Source organism: Halorubrum aquaticum (assembly GCF_900113615.1).
In the GTDB taxonomy this organism is placed as follows: Archaea; Halobacteriota; Halobacteria; order Halobacteriales; family Haloferacaceae; genus Halorubrum; species Halorubrum aquaticum.
The window spans coordinates 88,276-111,288 of sequence record NZ_FOPZ01000005.1; the positions used below are offsets into that span (position 1 = coordinate 88,276).

The window sequence follows — 23,013 nt, forward strand, 5'->3', positions numbered from 1 at the left end:
GGCGGGGCCCACACACGAACCGTCCGTCCTCGGCGACGGTCCGGACGCCGGCGCGGGCGTCGCGGACGAGCATCCGGACGGTCGAGCCGCCGATGAGCGGCGACGGACTCCCCGTCGCCTACCCGTTGTACGCCGACGCGCCGCCGGCGGATCCGACTCACTCCAGCCGCTCGGAGACGAACGTCAGAAGCGCTTCGGTCCGGTCGTCGCCGCGGTAGGCGACGTAATCGCGCCCCCGGTCGTACTCGATCACGTCCGCGTCCGCCAGCATCGGCAGATGCGTGTGGCGCAGTTCGATGGCCGTCCGGTCGTCCTCGGCGTCGATCGGTCGTCCGTGCGATTCGAGTGCCGCCGTGAGAGCGTCGACGTCGACTGCGCGGCTATCGGTCCGGTTCAGGTGGCGGAGTATCGCTCGACGCTTCGGGTCCGCGACGACTCGGAGAAGTGTTTCGGTCGAGACGGCCTGTGTGTTTGATTGCATTAGTTGTCCCACCATGTTCGGACGGGACACTCGCTCGAAGGAACATGGATACGTGATCATTCGCTCGTGGACGGATAACGTGGGTCGTTTACTCCGATCGTCACACACCTCCTTCCTCTGGCGGTTTCGTTTTTTTTTTCGAATGCGACATCGCTATCGGAAGTTACGCGTCCCGTGGCGGAACTCCGGCCCTCCGGATCGCTCGTCCCTCGCCGCTGGAGCCGAGTCCCATCGATCGCGACGATAGGTCGTGCCTACCCGGCCGTTCCGCATCGAGGGGAGCCGGTTGTCACCGCTTAACAAAGGTTTGACTCGGATTACGGTAGCGTCATGGAGTGCCCTTCAACCGATGCGAACGCGACGGGGGTTCCGACGATCGGGACGCGCCCGACGGGCGGGACGAGGGAGGTGACCGAGCCATGACCGGCATCGCGGAGATCGGAAACGCTCGGGTCGTCACGCCCTCGGGAGTCGTCGACGGCGGACGCGTCGTGATCGCCGGCGATCGGATCGTCCGGATCGACCGGGTGAGCGTGAACGACTCCTCGAGGTCGACGACCGTCGACGCCGACGGCCGCGTCGTGATGCCCGGGATCGTCGACCTCCACGGCGACGACATCGAGCATCACCGCTCCCCGCGGTCGAACGCCGGCGTCGACACCCGAACCGCCCTCACGGCCGCCGACCGCGCGAACCTGCTCAACGGCGTCACGACCAAGTTCCACGCGGTCGCGTTCGAGGAGTCGCCGGACGACGGTCGAACCCTCCGGACCGCCGAGACGGTCGCCGCCGAGATCGGGCGCGAGGAGTACACCCTCGGCGACAACCGGCTACACGCCAGGTGCGAGCTGGCGGACGAGAGCGCCGACGCCGTCGAGGGCGTCATCGAGCGATTCGGCATCGACCTCCTCTCGGTGATGCACCACGCCCCCGGCGACGGCCAGTACGACGACGAGGAGTTCGAGCGCCACTACGTCGAGGACCGAAACTGGCCGGCGGAGACCGTCGACGCCGTCGTAAAGACGCGGCAGTCGCTGGACCGGGCGGACCGCGACGACCGCATCCGCCGGATCGCCGAGCTCGCGCGTCGCGCCGGCGTGCCGCTGGCGTCCCACGACGACGAGTCCGCGCGCGACGTGGAGCGGATGGCGAACCACGGCACCGACATCAGCGAGTACCCGCTCACCCGCGAGGCCGCACGGCGCGCGAGCGACCTCGACCTCGTCACCGTGATGGGAGCCCCGAACCTGGTCCGCGGCGGGAGCCTCTGGGACAACCTCAGCGCGCGCGAGGCGGTCGACGACGGGCTCGTCGACGTGCTGTGTGCCGACTACCACCCGCCGTCGTTGCTCGCGGCTCCGTTCGTCGACACCGACGAACCGCTCTCGACGCGCGTTAACCGCGTCACCCGTAACCCAGCGGCGGCTGCCGGGCTCGACGACAGGGGGCGGATCGAGGTCGGCGCGCGCGCGGACCTGATCGTGGTCGACCCGGACGGGACGCCGACCGTCGAACGCGTGTTCGTCGCCGGCAGGGAAGCCGTCCGGACCGGCCACACCGCGACGACCGAGCGCCGAACGCCGCCCGCCGGTTCGTGAGCCCGACCGGCTCGCGGCCCTGCGGGTCCCGTCCGAGCTCGCGCCCGCCGGTATCGCGACGACCGGTCGGCTTCTCCGGCGCGGGTGCTCGAGGGAACTGAACTGAACCGTACCGTCGAAGGGCGAGGACCGGTACCACAGCGGAGGCGGGTCGTCCGGGGTCAGGGACGTTCACGTCCGACTGCGGTACGACCTCCCATCGTACCGGGGAGGACTTTAGTATATGACTGCTAAACCCGCTAAGTAGTACTTATCAGGTAACGAACGGCGAGCGGCCGCTCCGACGCCTCGTCGGCCGACCCGCTCTCGACCGATCCGACCTCCGGTCGTCGGTCCCGTGCGTCGCTCCGTCCGGAACGCGACGGTTCGAGGAACGAGCCTCGGGGATGGCCGGTCCGACCCGCGGGCGGATCGACACTATTTATAAAACTGAACCACTATCCTCTACAAGACATCCATCTCATGACTTCTTCCGACGCGGAACGTCGACACACGCCGGCCGGGAACGTCGAGTCTCGGGTTGCCCGGGTTCCGGTGGAGACCGAGACCTCCGCGACCGTCGCGGTCGTTCGAGCCGTCGCCGAGGCCGAGGACGCGTCCCCGGGCGATCTCCCCCTGTTGAGCGACGTGATCGACCCCGAGGCGTTCGACGACCTGTTCGACGACGACCGCGTCGGGCGGTCCGGCGTCAGCCTCTCGTTCGACTACTGTGGCTACGTCGTCACGGTCACCGACGACGCGGTCACGCTGGACGCCCGGTGACGACGCACGCGGTTCGAGCGGCCGTCTTCCCGCACTTCTCCCGTCGCCCCGCATCCGATCGGTAGGGCGGTCCTAACGGATCCGTCCGGGTCCGGCGTGGACCCGATCCGGGGTACGTCGACCGAAAGGTTCCGCATTACAATGGCCGCCGGCGTCACAGGCAGGGCATGGTTCGACCTTATGCCGGAGCCCGTCACCGTAACCGGGTATCCGTTCGTACCGTGGACGCCGATCGCTCGCGGACGATCCGGGGGATCGCATCGCGCCCATGAGCTCGTTCGAGCAGGCGGTCGTCCTCGCGGCGGGCGAGGGGAGTCGCATCCGGCCGCTGACCCGGTATCAACCGAAGCCGATGCTCCGCGTCGCGGGACGGCCGATACTGGAGTACCCGCTCGACGCCCTCGCGGCGTTCGGCGTCGAGGAGGTCGCGATGGTCGTCGGCCACGCGAAGACGCGGATCCAGAACCACTTCGGCGACGACTACCGCGACCTCGACCTCACGTATCTGACCCAACAGAGCCAACTGGGGAGCGGCCACGCGCTCCAGGTCGCCGCGGGTCACGTGGGCGACGACTTCCTCGTCGTGAACGGCGACAACGTCATCGACGAGGCGATGGTGCGCGGAACCGCGACGCGATACACGGAGTCGAACGCGACCGCCGCCCTCGCCGTGGCCTCGGCGAGCGACTCGACGGAGTACGGCACCGTCGGCGTCCGCGACGGCCTCGTGGACCGAGTCGACGAGGGCGATCACGGCGAGTCCGGCCGGGTCAACACCGGGGTGTACGCGTTCGACGAGTCGATATTCGGGGCGCTGGACCGGACCGAGTTCGAGAACGGCGAGCGACCGCTCACCGGGGCGATCGCCGAGCTGGAGGGCCCCGTGGTCGCGGCCACGCCGAACGGCGTCTGGTTCGATTCCTCGTACCCGTGGGACCTACTCGAGACCAACGAGACGCTTCTGTACTCCCATCCGGACCTCGTCGCCGCGGACCGGCCCGTGGACGACTCCGCGCGGGTCCACGAGTCGGCGGTGATCGGCGACCACGTCCTCGTCGGCCCCGACTGTAAGGTCTCGGCCGGCGCGGTCGTCCGGAGCGGGACGTGCCTCCACGCGAGCACGACCGTCGGGGAGAACGCCGTTCTGGAGGGGTCCATCGTCGGTCCGGACGCCCGGATCGGCACGGGCTCGGTCCTGCGGGACACGATCGTCGGCGGCGGTGCGACGATCGGGGACGGGACGGTCTCGCCCGGCCGCTCGGCGACGCTCGTTCTGGACGGCGTCGAGTACACCGACCGCCGGCTCGGCGGCATCGTCGCGGACCGCGCGACGGTGGGTGCGAACGTCACGATCACGCCCGGCTGTCGGGTCGGACCGCGCGCGACGGTCGGGTCCGGCGTCGCGCTCAGACACGACGTTCCCGAGGGCGCGGAGGTGATGGGCTGATGTGCGGCATCACCGCCCGCGTCGGGACGGGCGACGCGGTCGAGGAGCTCCTCTCGGGGCTCCGAAACCTCGAGTACCGCGGCTACGACTCCGCCGGGATCGCCACCGTCACCCCGGACGGGCTCGACGTGATCAAGCGCTCCGGCGAGATCGACGCGCTGTGTGAGGCGGTCGAGGCGACCTCGATCCGCGGCGCGACCGGGATCGGTCACACTCGGTGGTCGACCCACGGACCGCCGACGGACGCGAACGCCCACCCGCACACCGACTGTTCGGAGCGGGTCGCGGTCGTCCACAACGGGATCATCGACAACTACTCCGAGTTGAAGGACGAGCTCTCGAGCCACGAGTTCACGAGCGACACGGACACCGAGGTCGTGCCGCACCTGATCGAGGAGCTCCTCTCGGCCGGCTACTCGCCGGAGCAGGCGTTCCGTCGGGCGGTCGACGGGCTCTCCGGGAGCTACGCGATCGCCGCGGTCTTCGAGGGAAGCGACGCCGTGTACGGGACCCGATCCGGCTCCCCGCTGGTGCTCGGCCGGTCCGACGACGGCTGTTACCTCGCGAGCGACGTTCCGGCCTTTCTGGAGTACACGGACGAGGTCGTCTACCTCCAGGACGGCGACGTCGTCGTCATGGACCGGGACGGCTACGAGGTCACCGACACCGAGGGCGTCGCCGTCGAGCGCTCGGTGGAGACGGTCGACTGGGACCCCGACGACGCGGGGAAGGGCGGCTACGACCACTACATGCTCAAGGAGATCTACGAGCAGCCGACCGCGCTCCGACAGTCGATCCGGGGACGGAGCGACCCGCTCGAGGGGCGCGCCGACCTGGAGGAGCTCCCGGACGGGACCTTCGAGGGGATCGAGTCGGTCCACCTCGTCGCGATGGGCACCTCGTACCACGCGGCGCTGTACACGCAGGCGCTTCTCGCCGACCGGGGGATCCCCGCGCAGGCGTTCCTGTCGGGCGAGTACGGGTCGAACCCGCCGCCGACGGACGACCGAACGCTCGTGATCGCGGTCACTCAGAGCGGGGAGACCGCCGACACGCTCTCGGCGGTCCGGAGCATTCAGGGGACTGGCGCGCGCACGCTGGCGGTGACGAACGTCGTCGGATCGACGATCACCCGCGAGTGCGAGGACACGGTGTACATCCGTGCCGGCCCGGAGATCGGCGTGGCGGCGACCAAGTCGTTCTCCTCGCAGGTCGCGACGCTGATCCTGTTGAGCGAGCGGCTGAGCCACGACGTCGTCGGCGGGACCCCGCGGGCGACCGCGGAGCTCCTCGAGGCGCTCTCGGTGCTGCCGGACGACGTCCAGCGCGTCCTCGACGAGTCGACGGCGGAGGCCGTCGCCGCCGAGTACGCCGACAGCGACTCGTACTTCTTCATCGGCCGGGGAGTCGGGCATCCGGTGTCGATGGAGGGCGCGCTGAAGTTCAAGGAGATCACCTACGACCACGCCGAGGGGTTCTCGGCGGCGGAGCTCAAACACGGTCCGTTGGCGCTCGTCACCGGAAACACGCCGGTGTTCGCCGTGTTCACCGGACGGGACGACACCAAGACGCTACACAACGTCAAGGAGATACGCGCCCGCGGCGCGCCCGTGGTCGCGGTGGCCACCGAGGGAACCGCCCGGATCGAGGAGTACGCCGACCACGTCCTCGGGATCCCGGACACGCACCCCGACGTGGCGGGCGTCCTCGCGAACGTCCAACTCCAGCTCGTCTCGTATCTCGCCGCGAACGAGCTCTCCCGGCCGATCGACAAGCCCCGGAACCTCGCGAAGAGCGTCACCGTCGAGTGAGTCGATCCCGGCTTCCAGTAGGTTAATACCGCTAGCCGGCGAAGGTGGTTCCGGGACACCGGTCGCAAAACCGCAAACCAGTTTGTGTGCCAGCACCTGCGTTTTGCAGCGTCCGTGTCCCTTTTCGAACGCCGAGCGGCCGCCACGCCGCTCGCCGCGGCCGACGAGCCCGACGCGGACTCCGTCGAACTCCCGATCTCCCCCGAAAGGCACCGCCTACTAAACCGAGCGTCGGGTCAACCGGGAGCCGTCATGGACGCACAGCGTGTGCTCGTTACGGGAGGCGGCGGATTTATCGGCGGCGCGCTCGTCGACTCGCTCCGCGGCGACGCCGAGGTGGGCGTGCTCGACGTGGACACGGGGACCGACGTGCCGGACGACGTTCGGGCCATCGAGGGCGACGTCCGGGACCGGGAGGTCCTCGACGAGGCGGTCGCCGGGGTCGACGTGGTGTTTCACCAGGCCGCCCTCGTGAGCGTCGCCGACTCGGTGGCCCGTCCCCTGGAGAGCCACTCCGTCAACGCGACCGGCACGCTGCGCGTGCTCGAGGCCGCCCGGGCCCACGACGCGCGCGTCGTTCTGGCGTCGAGCGCCGCGATCTACGGCGACCCCGACCGCGTCCCCGTCCCGGAGACGGCGACGCTCGACCCCACCTCGCCGTACGGGCTCCAGAAGCTCGCGTCCGACCACTACGCCCGGCTGTATCACGAGCTATACGGCGTCGAGACGGTCGCGCTCCGGTACTTCAACGTGTACGGCCCCGGCCAGACCGGCGGCGACTACGCCGGCGTCATCGACGCGTTCCTCGAACAGGCGCGACGCGGCGACCCCCTGACCGTCCACGGGGACGGCGAACAGACCCGCGACTTCGTCCACGTCGACGACGTCGTCCGGGCGAACCGCCTCGCGGCCGAGACCGACGCCGTGGGGACGGGGTACAACGTCGGCACGGGCGAGTCGGTGACGATCACCGAACTCGCCGAGCGCGTGCGGGAGGCCGTCGGGAGCGACTCGGAGATCGTCCACACCGACGCCCGCGAGGGCGACGTCCGGCACAGCCGGGCGGACGTCTCTCGTGCGCGAGAGCGACTCGGCTACGAGCCGACCGTCGACCTCGCGGCGGGACTCGACACGCTCGCCCGGAACGAGGAGGCCGGGTTTCCGGACGGCTCATCGAGTCCGTAGCGATCCCCTCGAGAGCGGTACGCCGGAACGGTGACACGCCGCGTCCGATCGGGGCGGGCGATCGCCCCGACCACGAATCCACACCTCGCCTCGATCCATCCCTCGATCCACACCTCGCCTCGATCCACCGACGGCCGGCCGCCCTCGACCGATCAACGGATCGGCCGAGGGCGGCCCGCCGAACGACACGCGACCGGGTGAATCGATACGGACCGACCCACACACCGGTCGGTCGAACTACGTACTACGGACGACCGTTCAACGCCGGTCGACCCTCTCATTTATGAGAAATAATCCGTGCTCTCGTGGGTGGACCGCACCTAGAGATCGTCCACCTAGCGGTCGTCCACCTAGAAGTCGTCCTTGAGTCGAACCTCGTCGTCGGTCACCGTGTGGATGCGGTTCTTCTCGAGGGGATAGTCGTCCTGGTCGGCGTCGGCCCACCCGAGTTTCGAGCGGATGGTATCGGTGATCCCCGGGTCCGCGTTCACGTACGCGGTACCGGATTTGACCTCCGAGATCATCCCGATCTTCTGCCCGAGGGAGTCGACTACCGCCTTGCCTTCGTCGTCATCGGTTACGTGGTCTCGTTCCATGGCATCTCGATGACTCCCTCGCGTGTATATCGTTATACGGACGATAGTTAACCGTCTCCCGGGGTATGTGAATGCTGGCTCCGGTTCCATGCCGCAACCGTCGGTCGGACGGGGCTAACGGTCGCGGACGCCGTCGGGCGAGGTCGCGTCATCGACCGGACTCAGCCGTTCGACTATCGAGTCGAGATGGTCGATACCGACCACGGCGACGGTGTCGCCCTCCTCGCGGAGCCGGACGAGCCGAGCGGCCATCTCCTCCTCCCTGGCCGCGTCTTCGAGCCGGGAGGCCTGCGAGCGACTCGCGGTCCGAAACGCGTTCATGAACGAGCGGGACCGACGAACCTGCGTGCGCTCGTCGCGTGCTTGGTCGTCGGCTGCGTCGGCCGGCCCGACGTCGTACGCGATCGGCGAGTCGACCTCCAGTCGGACCGAGGTGCGTGCGCCGACGGCCGCCGCGGCACGGCAGGTGATCGCGTGTTTCGTCGTCTCGACGGCGTCCGAGACCACGTTCCGAACCGTCCGTAGCGGCGGTCGTTCCCGAAGCAGGACCCGTCCCAGTCGTCGGAAGAAGCCGACGGTCGGTCGGTCGATGCCGACGGTAGTGGCCGTGGCGGCGGCCTGGATCGCCGCACTCATTTCGCCGCCGAAGACGGGCGGGGATCGATCGGCGTTCGCGTACTGCTCGAACAGGGGGATCGACACCGGCGGCAGTTCCAGCGCGAGCACGTCCGGATCGAGTCCCGTGATCACCCGTCGAACGCGGTACGTACTCGCCGGATGGTCGTGGACGACGCCGACGAGCGTCAGCGTTCCGGCGGCACTCGACACCTGACGCACGTACTCGCCGGTTACGCGGGGATCGGAGTCGATATCGACGTTCCCCTCGGCGCCGGCGTCGGGGTTTCGCCCCTGGGCCGCGCCCGTGTCGTTCGGGTCGCCCTCGACGCTTCCGAGTCCGTCGTCGTGCGTCAGGTGCCCCAGCATGAAGCCGTCGAGGCCGTCGTCGCCGGGGTCGACGCTGATCACGAACACGTTTCTCCCGTCGTTGCCGCCGCCGTACTCGGTCCGACTTCCTTCCCCGTCGCCGTGGACCGGTCGCTACCGCCGTCGTGTGCCAGCTTGTGTGCCATCGCGGGTGGTAATCACCCGCTAACCGGCATAAGTGTATCGTTGCTTATATTTTCATCATCCGATGACTGTTCGGATCGTCAACCGAACGGGAGAACGACGATACCGGCCTCGAGCCGTCGTTTCGCGGGCGGATCGGTCGTACCTGTGGTGCCGTTAGGACGCCGTTAATGGAGGTGTATCCCGCTTCGAGCCCGCGTCGTGGTCCGTCTCGTGGCGTTCGGATACGTCGTCTACGGTCGGATCACGGCCGTCATCCGGGAACGGCGACTCACCACGATATCATTCGGAACGCGCCGGGTCCGGGTCGACCTCTATCGTGCCGCCGCTGTCGACCCAGACGTACGCCCCGTCGTACGTGAACGAGACCCCGACGTTGCCGTGTGCCCCGTCCCGGTCGGCGGTCAGGAGCCCGTCCAGCGCCTCGGCGTCGAGGGTGTCGTACAGGGGAGGCATCTCCAACGGCTCCCGTCCGTTCGCGCTCGCGACCGCCTCGACGACGGCCGTACTCGGGAGATCGGAGCCGTCCCAGGCGGCCCCAACGGTCTCCGACGACTCTCCGGCCCCCGCGTCTTCCGTCAGGTTCGTGTCATCGAATGTCATGCTCTATCCGAGTGCTGAGGCCGGTCGGACGCTCCGTTCGGCTCGTTGCCGGTCGTGGCGTGATCAGTCACTGTAGTCACACTACATCGTCGACGGGGAAGAACGTTTGTGAGGATCCGGGTGACGGACTGTGGCTCTCACTCGCGGCCGCCGTTGAGCCACGCGAACATCGCTTTCAGCACGACCACGAGGCTGTTGTTCTCGCCGGCACCCCAGATCGCCGTCTCGTCGCGCGCGTCCGGCGGGTGCTCTCCGTCGCCGTCCACCAGCACGCTCGCGAGCGTCCGACGCCGGTCGACCATCAGGAGCCGCCCGGCGGGGACCCCGCTCCACGCCCGGGAGGACTCGAATCCGCACCCGTCAGGTAGCCGATCGATGTCCCCCTCGGTCGCCGAGAAGTCCATTCCGGACACCCGGACCGTGACGCCCCGGTCGATGGCGGCCCGGACGGCCGCGAGGACGTCGTCGGTCAGGAGCGTTTCGAGCGTCACGAGCACGACCTCCTCGCTCGCGCCGCCGACGAACTCGACGACCCGGTCCGACACCATCTCCCGCCCCGTGACCGTCCAGACGCCGCGCTGTTCCGCGTTCGGCGACGCGGGTTCGATCTCGTCGAGCGCGTTCGTCAGCAGGTCCGCCCGTCGCGTGTACTCCCGGCGGAACCGCCGACCGGTCGTCTCCGCCGACACCGCGGTGAACCGCTTCGGCGTGGACTGCTGGACGTCGACGAGGCCGTACTCCCGGAGTTCGGCGGTGGCGTCGTAGACGCGCGTGCGGGGGACCTCGGCCAGCGCGCTCACGTCCTTGGCCGTCCCCTCGCCGAGACTCGCCAGCGCGACGAACGTTCTGGCCGCGTAGGTACTCAGACCGAACGCTTCGAGCTGGTCGACGGCGGTCGACCGCGGATCGTCCGAGTCGTTACGGGTCATTTGAGGAGGCGTCGTCTCGATCGAGAACTACCCGAGGGTAGTCGGGCACGCGGGTACAGAGTGGTTGGGACCCGGTCCGTCCCCGCGTGCCATCGATCACTCCGTGCTCCCGGGATATATTCTTATTGTGATTATCCGAGTGAACGGCTGTCGGATCGACGGCTCCACGACCTCGCCGAGCCGATCCTCGATGTCGATCGGGAACCGGTCCTCGTTCCCCCCCCCCCAAATACCCGAATCGGAGCCTGATTCGAGGCGAACGGCGGTCTGAGGTTCTCCCCGCTCGCGGCTCGATGTCGACGGGTGAGGGGGGAAGAAGGGGAAGTGATTTTCACGTGGGGGCTCAAACCCGCAGTAGCTACCGAATTGTCAGTAGCGGAATGGTTGGGACCCATGAACGATCTATCGAATCACGAACGGGCGATCGAATTGCTTCAGGAGCTCGGGCTCAAGGAGTACGAGGCCAAGGCGTTCGTCGCGCTCACTCGGCTCCCGCAGGGGACCGCGAAGGAGATCAGCGAGATCTCCGAGGTCCCCCGCACGCGCGTCTACGACGCCGTCCGAGTTCTGGAAACGAAGGGATTGGTCGAGATCCAGCACGCGAGCCCCCAGCGGTTTCGCGCCGTCTCCATCGACGAGGCGGCCGAGACGCTCAGACGCGAGTACGAGGAGCGCGCCGATTCGCTCCGGACGACGCTCCGGGAGGTCGAGCCCGCGATCCCGACCGAGGAGACGGAGGTCACCCACGAGGTGTGGGCGCTGTCCGGGGCCTCGGGGATAACCAGCCGGACCCAACAGCTGGTCGACGAGTCGGACCGCGAGGTCATCCTCGTGATCGGCGACGAGTCGGCGTACACGCCGGAGCTACGGGAACGCCTGCGTGCCGCCGAGGACCGCGGAGTCAGCGTCGTGATCGGGATCACGGAGGAGTCGCTACGGGAGCGCGTCGAACGCGATCTCCCGGACGCGAAGGTGTTCGTCTCCGGATTGGAGTGGCTGAGCAGTTCCGTCGAGACCGGCGACGAGACGGTGATCGGCCGGCTCCTCCTCGTCGACCGCAACACGATCCTCGTGAGCTCCTTCCACGAGGCCGTGGGGGACGGCCACGACCACGAACAGGCGGTGTTCGGGCGCGGGTTCGACAACGGGCTCGTCGCGATCGTCCGCCGGCTGATGTCCACCGGGCTCCTCTCGAACGTGGACCCGTGACGGCGGACCCGTGAGCGCCGGCTCCCGATCGCGGGATCGCGATCGGTCCGGCGCGCGTTAGGCGGCGTATACCCTTCCCCCGACGATCCGATCGGGGACGCATGCAAGCAGTCGTGCTGGCGGCAGGCAAGGGGACCAGACTCCGACCGCTCACGGACGACAAGCCGAAGGTGCTCGTCGAGGTCGACGGCACGCCGCTGATCGAGGACGTCTTCGACAACCTGATCGACGCCGGCGCCACCGAACTCGTCGTCGTCGTCGGCTACAAGGCCGAACAGGTCATCGACCGCTACGGCGACGCGTACCGCGACGTGCCGATCACCTACGCACACCAGCGCGAGCAGCTCGGACTCGCACACGCCATCCTCCAGGCGGAACCGCACGTCGACGGCGACTTCATGCTGATGCTCGGCGACAACGTCTTCCGCGGGAACCTCGTGGACGTGGTCGACCGCCAGCGGGAGGACCGCGCCGACGCCGCGTTCCTCGTCGAGGAGGTCCCCCGGCAGGAGGCGTCCCGGTACGGCGTGTTGGACACCAACGAGTACGGCGAGGTCGTCGAGGTCGTCGAGAAGCCCGACGACCCGCCGAGCAACCTCGTGATGACGGGCTTCTACACGTTCACGCCCGCGATCTTCCACGCGTGTCACCTCGTCCAGCCCTCCGACCGCGGCGAGTACGAGCTCCCCGACGCCATCGATCTGCTCATCCAGTCCGGCCGCACCATCGACGCCGTCCGGCTCGACGGCTGGCGGATCGACGTGGGCTACCCGAAGGACCGCGAGGAGGCCGGCGAGCGGCTCGCCGAGCGGGTCACGGTCGACGGGTCCGACGCGGACGACGCGGTCGACGATGCCGAGGAGCCGGTCGACGGCTGAGGCGACTCCGGTTACGAATGGCATTACGATGCCCACCCGACTCGCACCCACGGATACAGATGACGACGACCGGGGAACCCGACCACCACGAACCGCCGATCCGGGCGACGATCGTTCGGTACGACGACCACGCCGACGAGTGTACCCTCCATCCGGCGGACCTCGACGAGGACAGCCGGCTGACGGAGTGGATCTCCGCCGAGTCCGGGGACTACTTCGCGCTCACGTCCTGTCGCTGACCTCCCGGGGGCTCACGGGGCGCGATCGGCACTCGACCCGTCGGTGACGACGTTGACGACCGCGCCGAACAGCACCGCGAGCGCGCCGAAGTAGAGCCACAGGAGGAACAGCAACACGATCCCGAGGAAGCCGTACGCCCGGTACTGGCCGGCGACCGTCGCGTACAGGTGAAACAGGAACTCCAGAACGACCAGCCCGACGACGGCGGTGACGGTGCCGGGAAGCACCTCCCGAAGCGACACGCGCCGGGGCGGTAAGACGTAGTAGACCGGCAACAACGCGACCAGAAGCCCGCCGAAAAGCACCGCGACGCCGACCGCCCTCGACGGGACGAACGGTTCGACGGCCGGGAGACCGAGGACCAGCTGTGCGGCCACGAGCAGGACGCTCCCGACCCCGATGGTCGCCATCACCGCCGTCGCGTTGAGGATCTGTCTCCCCAGCGGCGTCACCGCGCCCGAGCCGTATATCCGGTCGAACGCGAGGTCGATCGCCCGAAACACCTTGAGCGCGCTCCAGACGAACGCGAGGGTCCCGACCGCCGTGGCGCCCGCGATCCCGGTCCGGTCGGTGAGCGCCGAGCTGACGACCGTCGCCCCCTCCTCGGAGAGGTAGGACTCGAACAGCGCGAGCACGCCCGCGGCGAACCGTTCGCCCCCGACCGCGGACCCGACCGCGACCGCGAGGACGAGGGCGGGAACGACGGAGAAGAACGCGAAGAAGGCGATGCTCCCGGCCAGAAACGACAGCTCGCGCTCCCGTCCGAGCGCGACGATCGACCGAACGGTCTCGATGACGTGAGTCGCGTGGCGTCGCACGGTCGTCGGAGGCGTGCGACGGGTATCGTTAGGCGGGGCGTAGCCGAACGGACGCGTCGACGGCCTCCGGACCGCGGGGTATCGGAGTCATAACGAAACCGGTCGGGGGCGGATCACGCGTGCCCGTCGACCCACGTCGGTTCCTTCCGGAACCGATAGCCCGGACACTCGTGCGCCGACGGGGAGTTCTGTAACTCGACTCGTCCGTCTCGAGGATCGCCGCCGTCACGCGGCGTCGACGGCGACGAACCCGTCGCTTTGAACGGTCACGTCGTATCCCGCGTGGACGAACGAGACCGTGACCGGCGTCGACGCGCTCGTACAGAGGTCGTTGAGCGACTCCGGGTCGACCGTCTCGGCCAGCGTCGGAACCGCGGCCGGCTCGACGTCGTCGGCGTCGCTCAGCGCCTCGACGACGCCCACCACGGGAGCGACCTCGTCCCAGTCGTATCGCCTGCTGACGACGTGGTCCTCGCTCATGTCGGCGACCACTCGATCCGGCTCGAAGTGAAGATGACTCGTCTCGCGTATCGTCCCACGATACTAGCGGAAGGGTATCGAGAAAAAAAGGTGTGACGAATCTCTCTCGGTCCTCCGAGGGAGTCCGTCGATGCCGCTCCGCCCGGCCGGTCGGTGATCCGCCGTCGGACGCTCCACACCCCGAGACGTGCTGTCCCAGTTAACCGCCGTATACCATAGTGCGCGTCCGGTGAACGACGATCCATGCGGAACAAACGCGTGTTAGTGACGGGCGGGACCGGGTTCATCGGCTCGAACCTGGCGAATCGGCTCGCGGCGGACAACGAGGTGACGGTGGTCGACAACGGGTATCTCGGCACCGAGGAGAACGTCGGTCCCGGCGTTCGCTGTCTCCGGCGCGACGTCCTGGAGGCGGACCTCCCGACCGACGTCGACGTGGTGTTCCACCTCGCGGCGCGCTCCTCCTACGCGATGCACGAGGAGGACCCGACTGCGGGCGCGCGGATCAACGTCGACGGGTTCGTGAACACCGTCGAACAGGCGCGCGAGCAGGGCTGTGACACCGTCGTCTACGCGTCGACGTCCTCGATCTACGGCAGCCGGACGGAGCCGTGTCCGGAGGACATGCCGGTCACGGTGAACACGGGGTACGAGGCCTCCAAGCTCTCGCGGGAACGCTACGCGGAGTACTTCTCGAACCACTACGGGCTCTCGATGGCGGGCATGCGGTTCTTCTCGGTGTACCAGGGGTACGGCGGTGCGGAGGAACACAAGGGCGAGTACGCCAACGTGATCGCGCAGTTCGCCGACGACGTGGCCCACGGACGCCCTCCGAAGCTGTACGGCGACGGCGCCCAGACGCGGGACTTCACGCACGTCGACGACGTCGTCGCCGCGATGATCGCCGCGGCCGAACACGAACTGGACGGCGTCTACAACGTGGGGACCGGGGAGGCCCACTCGTTCAACACGGTCGTCGACCTCCTGAACCGCGCGCTCGACGCCGACGTCGACCCGGAGTACGTCGAGAACCCGATCCCGGAGCACGTGTACGTCTCGGACACCTGTGCGGACGCCTCCAAGCTTCGGGAGGCGACCGAGTGGGAGCCCGCCGTCGACTTCGAGTCGGGGATCGACAGGGTGTGTGAGCCGTACCTGTCGTCCGAGCGATCGTCGCCGTCCTCGTAGCGTTTTCCGAGCCCCCCGGCCGATCGCCGTACGACCCGGTCGAACGACGCGAGAGGACGGAGAGCGGACGGGTTTCGAGGGACGGACGCCGGAGCCGACTCAGACCCGCCGGACGGAGAAGCCGGCGTCCCGCCACCGGTCCAACTCGAGGATCCCGGTCGCGTCCACGACGTTCGGCTCCGCCATCCGTCCCGCCAGTTCGACGGGGTCGAGGTCGGCGAACTCGTCGTGGTCGGTGACGACGGCGATCGCGTCGGCGTCCCGCGTCGCGTCGCCGAGGTCCCGCAGGTCGAGCGTCGCGTCCGCGACGTGCGGGTCGTGGACGGCAACGCTCGTCGCCCGGGAGACGTTCTTCGCCTCGGAGACGCCGCCGTCGGTGGCCGGCGCCGTCGCCTCCGGACCGTGCTGGAGCTCCCGCGCGAGCGCGAGCCCCGGGCTCATCCTGGTGTCGTCGACGTTCCCCTTGTAGGCCGCGCCGAGGACGGCGATCCGTTTCCCGTGGAGTTCGGACACCAGCTCGCGGAGGAGTTCGACGACGAACCCGACCATCCCGTCGTTCACCCGGCGCGCGGTCGAGATCAGGTCGAGGGCGTCGGAGCCCTCGCCGAGGAACCACGGGTCGATCGGGAGGCAATGGCCGCCGACGCCCGGTCCGGGCCGGAGGATGTCCACCCGCGGGTGGCCGTTCGCCATCTCGATCGCCTCGCGGGAGTCGATCCCGTAGTCGTGGGCGATCCGAGCGATCTCGTTCGCCAGCCCGACGTTCACGTCCCGGGCCGTGTTCTGGATGAGCTTGACGAACTCGGCGGTCGTCGGCCCGTCGGTCACGCGTATCTCTCCGTCGACGAACGACTCGTACAGCGCCACCGACGACGCCGTGGCCGCGTCGGTCATCCCGCCCACGATGCGGTCGTTCGCCCGGAGCTCCGCGATGATGTTGCCGGGCAGGACCGTCTCCGGACAGTGGGCCAGGCCGAAGTCCCCGTCCGCGCTCAGCCCCGACTCCTCCAGGATCGGCCGCATCTGCGACCGGGTCGCTCCGGGCGGGACCGTCGACTCGAGGACGACCGTGTCCCCCTCGCGGAGGACGGGGCGGATCGCCCTCGACGCGGCTCGGACGTACGCGAGGTCCGCCCGACGCTCGGCCGCGTCGAAGGGCGTCGGGACGCAGACGAGGTGGTACTCGGCGGGCCGGACCTCGTCGACGATCGTCAGGCTGCCGTCGTCGAGCGCGCGCGCCACGAAGTCCGCGAGCCCCGGCTCGTCGAGGCCGACGTCGCCGTCTCGGAGGGACGCGACGAGCTCGTCGTCGACGTCGTACCCCCGGACGTCGTGCCCGGAGTTGGCGAGCATCGCGGCGGTCGGCAGCCCGATGTAGCCCAGCCCGTGGACGCAGACGGTGCTCATTGGGGCACCTCCTCCGGTTCGGGGTCCAACGGAAGCGCCCGCAGGATCCGGTCGGCGGCGTCGCCGTCGCCGAACGGGTTCTCCCAGCCGCCGGCTCCGATCATCGCCGCGACGCTCCGCTCGATCCGCGCCGGGTCACAGGAACTGAGCCGGTTCGCCCCCACGTCGACCGTCTCGGGGCGCTCGGTGTTGTCCCGCATCGTCACGCAGGGGACGCCGAGGATGCACGCCTCCTCCTGGACCCCGCCGGAGTCGGTCAGGACCAGGTCGGCGGACGCCGTCGCCTGGAGGAAGTCGAGGTACTCAAGCGGCTCTACGCCCCGGACGCGCGGCGGGAGGTCGATGCCGAACTCCTCGAGACGGTTCCGGGAACGAGGGTGCATGGGATAGATCACGTCGACGTCGTGGGCGTCGCCGGCCCGCTGGGCGCCTGCGAGAAGGCCCTCGAACCGTTCCTCGTCGTCGACGTTCTCCGCCCTGTGGGCCGTCATCAGGAAGAATCGCGAGCCGTCGAGGCCGAGGTCCGCGAGGACCGTGCTCTTCTCGCGGGCGATGTCGAGGTTCCGTTCTATCGCGTCGACCACGGTGTTTCCCGTGACGGTGATCCGGAACTTCGAGATCCCCTCGCGGAGGAGGTAGCCCTTGCTGCGGTCGGTCGGCGCGAAGTGGTAGTCCGCGGCGTGGTCGGCGAGCACCCGGTTCGTCTCCTCGGGCATCCCTCGATCGAAGCTCCGGAGACCCGCCTCGACGTGGCCCAGTTCGGTGTCCATCTTGCTGGCGGCGAGCGCGCCGGCGAGCACGCTGTTGGTGTCCCCCTGAACCAACACGACCGCGGGTTCGGTCTCGGTGACGGCGCGCTCGACGCCGACGAGCATCTCCGCGGTCTGTTTTCCGTGGGACCCGGAGCCGACGGCCAGGTCGTAGTCGGGGTCCGGCAGGTCGAGCTGGTCGAAGAACACCGAATCGAGGCTGTCGGAGTAGTGTTGTCCGGTGTGGACGATGGCGTACTCGAGGTCCGCCCGCTCGCACGCCTGAACGACGGGAGCGAGCTTGATGATCTCGGGTCGCGTTCCGAGGACGAAGGCCACGTCGGTCATTCGGACTCCCCCTCCGTCGGCCGGGTAACCTCACCGCCGTCCTGAAACACGGGGAGCCCCCGCTCGTTCCCGATCTCTCGGTCGGCTCCCATCTCCGGCTCCGGAGGCTCGGGGACGGACCGGACGAGGCCGTCGTTCTCCGAGACGTCGAACCACATCCCTAGGGTCAACAGCAGCCCGCCGAGGGCCCCGACGGAAACCGACATCATGCCGCCGAGGAACGCGTCGACCCCCGCCGATGCGAGGGTGTAGGCTCCCCCGAAGATCCCGGTGAGCGTGACCGTCGCTCCCAGCACGTAGCAGACGACCAACGGATGGAACCGCCGGAGGACGTACGACCGTCCGATGCGTTCGACGAAGTTTCGGGCCAGAAGTGCCGAGAGCCGCGGCACGAACGTCGAGTACCGGATGGTGCTCGTTTCGTCCCCGTACACGGACGGATGAGCGATGTCGGCGATCTCCTCGCGGTCGAGGTTAAGCGCGAAGAGGAGGTGGTTGAGGAAGCCGTACTCGTCGTAGAGCCGGTCGAACCGAACCCGCTGGAGTCCGCCGTTCGAGATCGCGGTGAAGCCGTTCTGTGGGTCCGAGACCTCCCAGTACCCGCTGGAGATGCGGGTCAGGAGGGTCAAGACGACGTTCCCGAACAGCCGCCAGCGCGACATCCGTTCGTAGTCCCGTCGGGAGCTGAGCCGGTTCCCCTTCGCGTAGGTCACGTCGCCCGCGGCGACGGGGTCGACGATCCGTTCGAGGTGGGTCGGGTCCATCTGTCCGTCGCCGTCCATCACGGCGATGACGTCGACTCCGTCCTCGAGCGCGCGGGAGTAGCCGGTCTTGACCGCCGCCCCCGCGCCGCGGTTCCGCTCGTGCTGGATCGTGACGACGCGCGCCGCGCCGAGACCGTGGTCGGACGACGACTCGGCGACGCGACCGTTGACTCGCCGGGCGGCTTCGCGGACCTCCGTCCACGTCCCGTCGGTCGACGCGTCGTCGACCGCGTATATCCGGTCGACGTATTCGGGCATCGTCTCGATCACCTCGCCGACGTGTCCCGCCTCGTTGTACGCGGGAACGACGACCCCGACGCTCCGTCCGTCGTACATCGTCAGGTCCTCCCCCCGTCGCGGATCGTGGCCGGCCCGGTCCGTCGGGTCCGGAACTGTCGTCGGCGTCCGAAGGCGGCTCTGACGTTGAATGCGGTCATGGATTGAGTGATGCCCCCGCGTGCGAGCCCCGACGCGACGCGGAGTGGCTGGTCGGATACCCGTCCGAAACGGGCTTCGTTATACACCGCATCACGCGGTCGTCGTTCCGACCCGACGGCCCCTCCGCGTTCGGTTCCGATCCGACGGACGCCGCGGCGGCCGCTCGTCGATCCGACGCTCGGGCAGCCGCTCGTCGAACTGGAGGTCATAGGTCCACGTACCGGTTCTCCCACTCCCGACGCGCCCGGACTCCCTCGAACCCCTTCTCGGTTACCCGATAGAGGTTGGTCCGGCGGTCGATCTCGCCCTTCTCGACGTATCCCTTCTTCACCAGGGTGTCGAGGTTCGGATACAGCCGTCCGTGGGTGAACTCGCCCATCTCCGTCTCGAGCTCGGTTTTGATCTCCTGGCCCGACGGGTCCGTTTCTCCCACGACCACGTAGAGGAGGTCCCGCTGAAAGCTGGTCAGCTCGAAAAGGGGATCGGTCATGTCGTGACAGTGGACCACCCAAGAGTTTCGTTATGTACGCGTGAACGAACGCCAAGGGGGTCCACAGCGATCGAACGCGGCCGCGATGGCCGCACCCGGGACGACGACGGAAACGACGACCGACGAAACGGGAGACGACCTCCTTTCACGGCGATCCGTCGACCGGTTACCCCCCGATATGGACGTGATAACAAATTGAGTGAGGCGTCAGATCTATGCTATCCGCCCGTCCCCCCGAGAGGGGGCGAAAGCCGCCGTCCGACCACGAGACCACCCAATGAACTCGACGGAGGAACTCACGAAAGACCAGGTGTTCGAGGTATTGAGCAGTTCACGGCGTCGACAGATCCTGTATCACCTCCATCGGCGGGGTGGGCGTGCGGACCTCCGTTCGTTAGCCCGCGACACGGCGGCGGACGAGACGGACGAGCCGGTCGATAGCGACGTGGTAAAGCGGTTCTACATCTCGCTGTACCAGACGCACGTGCCGAAACTGGAGCAGGTCGGACTGGTGGTGTACGACGGCGACGACAAGACCGTCACGCTCACCGATCGGGTCGAGGACGTCGCTCGCGTGTTAAACGAAGACGTCCGAACGGACCGCAGCTGGGCGGTCTACTACGGCGTGCTCGCGGTGGTCGGCGTGGCGATCGGCGTCGGTCAACTCCTGAGTTCGCTCTCGGCGCTTCCGAGTCTGGCCTTCGCCGGGGCCGTCATGTCGCTGGCGGCGTTCCAGTACTACGAGACGGCCGTCAAACGCGGGGAGTACTCGTTTCTCGAACGGTTGGTGATCGACTAACCGGTTCGACGGGGCGGGAGCGGCGACCGCGATCATCCCATGTATTGGACCCCGACGATGGCGAGGATCCCGGCGACACACAGTACCGTCCAGGCGACCGCCGGCACGGCCGAGAGGGCACCGATCCCGAGCGTCCCGACTCCGACGACGGCGACGACGACGCCGGCGATCGCGGGCACGAGCCAGGTCCGCTCGAGGTCCGCTTTCCGCTCGGTGTCCACGTCCTCGTCGTCCTCGTCGATGGGGTCCATGTAGACCAGCAACTGGGATACCGACTCCTGTAGCTCGATCGTCCCGCGGTTCTTGTCGTACTCGACGACCCCCAGCGTGTCCATCTTCGGGAGGTGACACTGGTAGAGGCCGATGTACACCCGCTTCCGCTGGTCGGAGGAGAGCTCCCTGACCGTGATGTCGTTCTCGTCCGCCGCGATGTGCTCGGCGACGTCGTTGAGCTCCGCGTACCCGTCGTGCGCGCGGAGGTACTGGATGATGCTGCGCCGACGGCTGTTCTTCAGGAGGTCGAAGATCTCGCCCTTCTCTAGGTTCGACCCGTTCGACCGGGACGTCTTCCCGATCTCCTCCAGGTTCGATACGTCGTCAGTCGATGTCTCGGGATCCGACCCGAGTTGATCCCCGCTAAGCGACCCCGAATTTCCCGCGCTCATGGAACGTCCCACACGGTACACTCTCTTAGATATAATGAAGTTAACGTGTTCTAACAATTCAGGAACGTGCGGAATCGGCCGACGGCACGGCCCACCGCCGATCGGGGGCTCGATCGACCCCTACACCTCCGTTTCCCGACTGATGTGTGCCGTGTTTCGGCCGTTTCGGCGACCCACGGCTCCGTTAGCAGACGTATACTATTCTTTCGTCCTCGTGTGATGGCTATAATGACATACCGTGTCGCGATGATCGGGACCGGCGAGGACCCGGAAACGCGGGATAGAGACGGGTTCGCGATGGCATACCGCCACGCGTCCGGGTATCAGCGCCTCGAGTCGTGTTCGCTCGTGGCCTGTGCGGACATCGTTCCGGAGAACGCGGAGGCGTTCGCCGAGCACCACGGACTCGACGCGGTCTACGAGGACCACGAGGTCATGCTCGAGGAGGTCGAGCCCGACATCGTGAGCATCTGCGTGCCCCCGGCGGTTCACGCCGACCTCGTCGTCGACAGCGCGTCCGCGGCGTCGGTCGACGCGGTCCACTGTGAGAAACCCATGGCGACGACGTGGGGCGACAGCCGACGAATGGTGGACGTCTGCGACCGCGAGGGCGTCCAGTTGACGATCGACCACCAGCGCCGGCTGGCCGAGCCGGTCCTGCGGGCGAAGGAGCTGCTCGACGACGGGGAGATCGGCGAGCTCGAACGACTGGAGTGGTCCGAGGTGAACCTCTTCGACGCCGGCTCGCACCTCTTCGACCTCTGTGACCTCTTCGTGGACGGCGCGCGCGCGGAGTGGGTGCTCGCGGCGATCGACTGCTCGCACGAGAACCGGTGGTTCGGCGCGCTCAACGAGACGCGGTCGATCGCCCAGTGGCGGTACGCGGACGGCACCCTCGGGGTCGCGTCCACGGCGGAGGACGGCGTGACCAGCGTCGACGCCTACCTCCGGGTCGTCGGCGAGGACGGGACCATCGAGATCCAAACGGACGACGGGACGGCCCTTCGGGTGCGAACCGACGGGAAGTGGCGGACCGTCGACACCGACGAGAACGTCTACGGTCCCAAGCTCGGGATCGTCCGCGCAGCCCTCAGTAAATCCACCGAGCTCCTGCCGGGGCCGACGTGGCCCGCGGACCCGCCGACCCACTACGAGAAGGCGATCGAGCACCTCGTCGACTCGCTGTCGGCCGGGACGGAGCCGGTCTTCTCCGGTCGGCGCGCGCTCCGCGGCACCGAACTGGTGTTCGCGAGCTGGGAGTCCGCGCGGCAACGCGGCCGCGTCCACCTCCCCCTGGAGCTGGAGGGGAATCCTCTCGAGGAGATGTACGAAGCCGGACAGCTCGGCGGATCTGCGGACTGGCCCGACGACACGTGATCCGGCGCAGTCTACCGATTCCTCGGCGCCACGACCGGTTTCGGAACCGGTCCACCGTCGGAACAGTCATCCGATAACGGATATATCACGATCCAAATACTTATTGCCGGTAATGGGAGATTAACGGCCGCAATGGCACACAAGCTGGCACACGGACTGCAGTCGACGGGAGACGGACCGCCCGACGCCGATCGCGACGGGGACGGTTCCACACGGATCACGCGTCGGAGATACGCTCGCCTCGGCGGGGCGGCGGTCGCGACGGTCGCGACGATCGCGGGTCGGATGAACGGGCTCGTCGCGGCGTCGACGGACGACGACGATCCCGAACGTCGGATCCGGATCCACGGGTCGGGCACCCCGTCCACGTACGAGGTGACCGTCGGCGGGGAGCTCGTTCCGGACGGGGGATCGAGCCGGGACGCCGGCCACGTCTCCGGGTCCACCGCGGAGGGCGTGGTCACGAACGACGACCGCGGCTACCGGTTCCGCGGCGAGCTCCACGACGTCACCGTCGACGGCGACGCCGAGATATCGCTCGACGGGGAGCCGTTCGAGGGGTAACCGCATCGCGCGGAGGCCCGGTTTCGGCTCCGATACCGATCCCGGCCGCGTCGGTGGGG

Annotated in this window: 24 protein-coding genes; 12 read left to right on the forward strand and 12 right to left on the reverse strand. The window is 68.3% G+C overall.

Translation table 11 applies throughout. The features are described 5' to 3' along the window. Positions 1-157: 157 nt before the first annotated feature. A complete protein-coding gene (locus tag F3H10_RS06280; RefSeq protein ID WP_149783946.1) occupies positions 158-481 on the reverse strand; it encodes a DUF7344 domain-containing protein in 324 nt (107 codons plus the stop codon). A 419-nt stretch (positions 482-900) separates the two neighbouring features. On the opposite strand from F3H10_RS06280, the gene F3H10_RS06285 reads away from it, so the two are divergent. The 5 genes from F3H10_RS06285 to F3H10_RS06305 all read left to right on the forward strand — a co-directional run bounded on the left by F3H10_RS06285 (position 901) and on the right by F3H10_RS06305 (position 7,284). Further along, a complete protein-coding gene (locus F3H10_RS06285; protein WP_149783947.1) occupies positions 901-2,079 on the forward strand; it encodes an alpha-D-ribose 1-methylphosphonate 5-triphosphate diphosphatase in 1,179 nt (392 codons plus the stop codon). Between the two features lie 534 nt (positions 2,080-2,613). Further along, on the forward strand, positions 2,614-2,841 hold the full coding sequence (locus F3H10_RS06290; RefSeq protein WP_149783948.1) for a HalOD1 output domain-containing protein: 228 nt from the start codon (positions 2,614-2,616) through the stop codon (positions 2,839-2,841). Between the two features lie 268 nt (positions 2,842-3,109). Then, on the forward strand, positions 3,110-4,288 hold the full coding sequence (locus tag F3H10_RS06295; RefSeq protein ID WP_149783949.1) for a sugar phosphate nucleotidyltransferase: 1,179 nt from the start codon (positions 3,110-3,112) through the stop codon (positions 4,286-4,288). Next, complete coding sequence (gene glmS, locus F3H10_RS06300) at positions 4,288-6,099, forward strand: glutamine--fructose-6-phosphate transaminase (isomerizing) (protein WP_149783950.1); 1,812 nt, start codon at positions 4,288-4,290, stop codon at positions 6,097-6,099. Before F3H10_RS06295 ends, glmS begins: the two co-directional genes overlap by 1 nt. 252 nt (positions 6,100-6,351) lie before the next feature. Continuing rightward, positions 6,352-7,284 carry an NAD-dependent epimerase/dehydratase family protein gene (locus F3H10_RS06305; protein WP_149783951.1) on the forward strand — a complete coding sequence of 311 codons (933 nt, stop codon included), beginning with the start codon at positions 6,352-6,354 and terminating at the stop codon, positions 7,282-7,284. Between the two features lie 350 nt (positions 7,285-7,634). Here the strand turns inward: F3H10_RS06305 and F3H10_RS06310 are convergent, their stop codons facing one another. The 4 genes from F3H10_RS06310 to F3H10_RS06325 all read right to left on the reverse strand — a co-directional run bounded on the left by F3H10_RS06310 (position 7,635) and on the right by F3H10_RS06325 (position 10,540). Further along, positions 7,635-7,880: a PRC-barrel domain containing protein gene (locus tag F3H10_RS06310; RefSeq protein WP_149783952.1), complete on the reverse strand. Its 246-nt coding sequence runs from the start codon at positions 7,878-7,880 to the stop codon at positions 7,635-7,637. 114 nt (positions 7,881-7,994) lie between these two features. Further along, the gene (locus tag F3H10_RS06315; protein WP_223174229.1) at positions 7,995-8,912 is read right to left on the reverse strand and encodes a hypothetical protein; all 918 of its coding nucleotides are present in this window, start codon (positions 8,910-8,912) and stop codon (positions 7,995-7,997) included. Between the two features lie 378 nt (positions 8,913-9,290). Continuing rightward, entirely contained in the window at positions 9,291-9,611 is a 321-nt protein-coding gene (locus F3H10_RS06320; protein ID WP_149783953.1) for a HalOD1 output domain-containing protein, read from the reverse strand. Positions 9,612-9,748: 137 nt separating this feature from the next. Next, on the reverse strand, positions 9,749-10,540 hold the full coding sequence (locus F3H10_RS06325) for a TrmB family transcriptional regulator (protein WP_149783954.1): 792 nt from the start codon (positions 10,538-10,540) through the stop codon (positions 9,749-9,751). A gap of 393 nt (positions 10,541-10,933) precedes the next feature. On the opposite strand from F3H10_RS06325, the gene F3H10_RS06330 reads away from it, so the two are divergent. The 3 genes from F3H10_RS06330 (at position 10,934) to F3H10_RS06340 (ending at position 12,866) form a co-directional block, all read left to right on the forward strand. Then, complete coding sequence (locus F3H10_RS06330; RefSeq protein ID WP_188127882.1) at positions 10,934-11,749, forward strand: TrmB family transcriptional regulator; 816 nt, start codon at positions 10,934-10,936, stop codon at positions 11,747-11,749. 101 nt (positions 11,750-11,850) lie between these two features. After that, a complete protein-coding gene (gene aglF, locus F3H10_RS06335) occupies positions 11,851-12,627 on the forward strand; it encodes a UTP--glucose-1-phosphate uridylyltransferase AglF (protein ID WP_149783955.1) in 777 nt (258 codons plus the stop codon). Positions 12,628-12,686: 59 nt separating this feature from the next. Beyond that, positions 12,687-12,866: a DUF7511 domain-containing protein gene (locus F3H10_RS06340; RefSeq protein ID WP_149783956.1), complete on the forward strand. Its 180-nt coding sequence runs from the start codon at positions 12,687-12,689 to the stop codon at positions 12,864-12,866. A 12-nt stretch (positions 12,867-12,878) separates the two neighbouring features. On the opposite strand, the gene F3H10_RS06345 is transcribed toward F3H10_RS06340, so the two are convergent. After that, entirely contained in the window at positions 12,879-13,685 is an 807-nt protein-coding gene (locus F3H10_RS06345; RefSeq protein WP_149783957.1) for a YihY/virulence factor BrkB family protein, read from the reverse strand. 225 nt (positions 13,686-13,910) lie between these two features. Continuing rightward, a complete protein-coding gene (locus F3H10_RS06350; protein WP_149783958.1) occupies positions 13,911-14,165 on the reverse strand; it encodes a HalOD1 output domain-containing protein in 255 nt (84 codons plus the stop codon). Positions 14,166-14,408: 243 nt separating this feature from the next. Here F3H10_RS06350 and F3H10_RS06355 point away from each other — a divergent pair, with 243 nt between their 5' ends. Next, positions 14,409-15,353, forward strand: coding sequence for an NAD-dependent epimerase/dehydratase family protein (locus F3H10_RS06355; RefSeq protein ID WP_149783959.1), 945 nt, complete (start codon positions 14,409-14,411; stop codon positions 15,351-15,353). Between the two features lie 99 nt (positions 15,354-15,452). On the opposite strand, the gene F3H10_RS06360 is transcribed toward F3H10_RS06355, so the two are convergent. From F3H10_RS06360 to F3H10_RS06375, 4 genes are all read right to left on the reverse strand, one after another. Next, the gene (locus tag F3H10_RS06360; protein ID WP_149783960.1) at positions 15,453-16,760 is read right to left on the reverse strand and encodes a nucleotide sugar dehydrogenase; all 1,308 of its coding nucleotides are present in this window, start codon (positions 16,758-16,760) and stop codon (positions 15,453-15,455) included. Beyond that, a complete protein-coding gene (gene wecB, locus F3H10_RS06365; RefSeq protein ID WP_149783961.1) occupies positions 16,757-17,857 on the reverse strand; it encodes a non-hydrolyzing UDP-N-acetylglucosamine 2-epimerase in 1,101 nt (366 codons plus the stop codon). The genes F3H10_RS06360 and wecB overlap by 4 nt, the downstream gene beginning before the upstream one ends. Further along, positions 17,854-18,957 carry a glycosyltransferase family 2 protein gene (locus tag F3H10_RS06370; protein ID WP_149783962.1) on the reverse strand — a complete coding sequence of 368 codons (1,104 nt, stop codon included), beginning with the start codon at positions 18,955-18,957 and terminating at the stop codon, positions 17,854-17,856. Before F3H10_RS06370 ends, wecB begins: the two co-directional genes overlap by 4 nt. Positions 18,958-19,264: 307 nt before the next feature. Next, on the reverse strand, positions 19,265-19,549 hold the full coding sequence (locus F3H10_RS06375) for a PadR family transcriptional regulator (protein WP_149783963.1): 285 nt from the start codon (positions 19,547-19,549) through the stop codon (positions 19,265-19,267). A 277-nt stretch (positions 19,550-19,826) separates the two neighbouring features. Here F3H10_RS06375 and F3H10_RS06380 point away from each other — a divergent pair, with 277 nt between their 5' ends. Continuing rightward, complete coding sequence (locus F3H10_RS06380) at positions 19,827-20,348, forward strand: DUF7344 domain-containing protein (RefSeq protein ID WP_149783964.1); 522 nt, start codon at positions 19,827-19,829, stop codon at positions 20,346-20,348. Positions 20,349-20,380: 32 nt separating this feature from the next. On the opposite strand, the gene F3H10_RS06385 is transcribed toward F3H10_RS06380, so the two are convergent. Then, entirely contained in the window at positions 20,381-21,013 is a 633-nt protein-coding gene (locus F3H10_RS06385; protein ID WP_149783965.1) for a DUF7344 domain-containing protein, read from the reverse strand. A 228-nt stretch (positions 21,014-21,241) separates the two neighbouring features. Here F3H10_RS06385 and F3H10_RS06390 point away from each other — a divergent pair, with 228 nt between their 5' ends. Next, positions 21,242-22,390 carry a Gfo/Idh/MocA family protein gene (locus F3H10_RS06390; RefSeq protein ID WP_149783966.1) on the forward strand — a complete coding sequence of 383 codons (1,149 nt, stop codon included), beginning with the start codon at positions 21,242-21,244 and terminating at the stop codon, positions 22,388-22,390. A gap of 132 nt (positions 22,391-22,522) precedes the next feature. Then, positions 22,523-22,954 carry a hypothetical protein gene (locus tag F3H10_RS06395; RefSeq protein ID WP_149783967.1) on the forward strand — a complete coding sequence of 144 codons (432 nt, stop codon included), beginning with the start codon at positions 22,523-22,525 and terminating at the stop codon, positions 22,952-22,954. The last annotated feature ends 59 nt before the right edge of the window (positions 22,955-23,013 follow it).